Genomic DNA, 745 nt, shown 5'->3' on the forward strand with positions numbered 1-745 from the left:
AGTTCGTGGGAAGTTTCCGGAGATAATTTGAACAACAGCTGGCGGGCCAGGTTATACATACGCAGCCTAAAGTCTCGGTAAAGGTGGACGCGGAGTATAGCAGCCCGAGGCCCGTACAGCCGCAGCGGCGGCTGATGAAACAATGGAGCCGCCACCAGAACGCGAGCCCGGAATTTTAGCCGCCGCAAGCCCAGAAAACGAACCTGGTCCGCCAAACTAGCGCTCCAAGGAACCCTATACCCCTTCGTGGGTCAGAAACGGGCGCACATGATGCGCAGGCAGGCTGACCCGCGTGCCATCGCGGCTTCGGATCAGGATGCGATTCGCATGGCCTTGGTATACCGCTTTCATTCGTTCGGCGGATAGCGCGATATCCAGCACCAGATTTGGCATGGAGGCTCCTCAGTGATCTACCCAGCGATATTGCCACATCGATACGCCATGATTGGCCGCCCCTGGTGCGTGTGGCATCGGCACGCGCGGTGCAAAGCCCGTGCGCAAATGCCACAGGTCTGCCACACTTCGGCCGTAGCCCTGAGAGCTCAAGCATCATGATGAGCCTGCCCGAGCCCACGAGACACTGAGCGATCTCAAATCGCCAGACTTGCGCAACGCCTCGGGCTGCGCTCGAAGTCCGCGCTTCCCGTACAGGAACGCGCCAGCGGTCTGCAGTTGCCATTCGCGCACCTGCAAAAAAAAAAATCAAGAGCTAATGGATGACAGGCAGCATGTCAATTTGTGTTAG

General features: G+C 58.3%; 1 protein-coding gene. It reads right to left on the reverse strand.

Features of this window, described 5'->3' with window-relative positions:
- Positions 1 to 234: 234 nt before the first annotated feature.
- Positions 235 to 393, reverse strand: coding sequence for a DUF2835 family protein (locus tag BFM98_RS24600; protein WP_217492446.1), 159 nt, complete (start codon positions 391 to 393; stop codon positions 235 to 237).
- Positions 394 to 745: the final 352 nt, after the last annotated feature.

Source organism: Lysinibacillus sp. AR18-8 (genome assembly GCF_001705465.1).
In the GTDB taxonomy this organism is placed as follows: Bacteria; Bacillota; Bacilli; order Bacillales_A; family Planococcaceae; genus Lysinibacillus; species Lysinibacillus capsici.

Coding starts and splice junctions, on each gene's coding strand:
- BFM98_RS24600 (WP_217492446.1), bottom strand. CDS start 393: ATGCCAAATCTGGTGCTGGATATCGCGCTATCCGCCGAACGAATGAAA.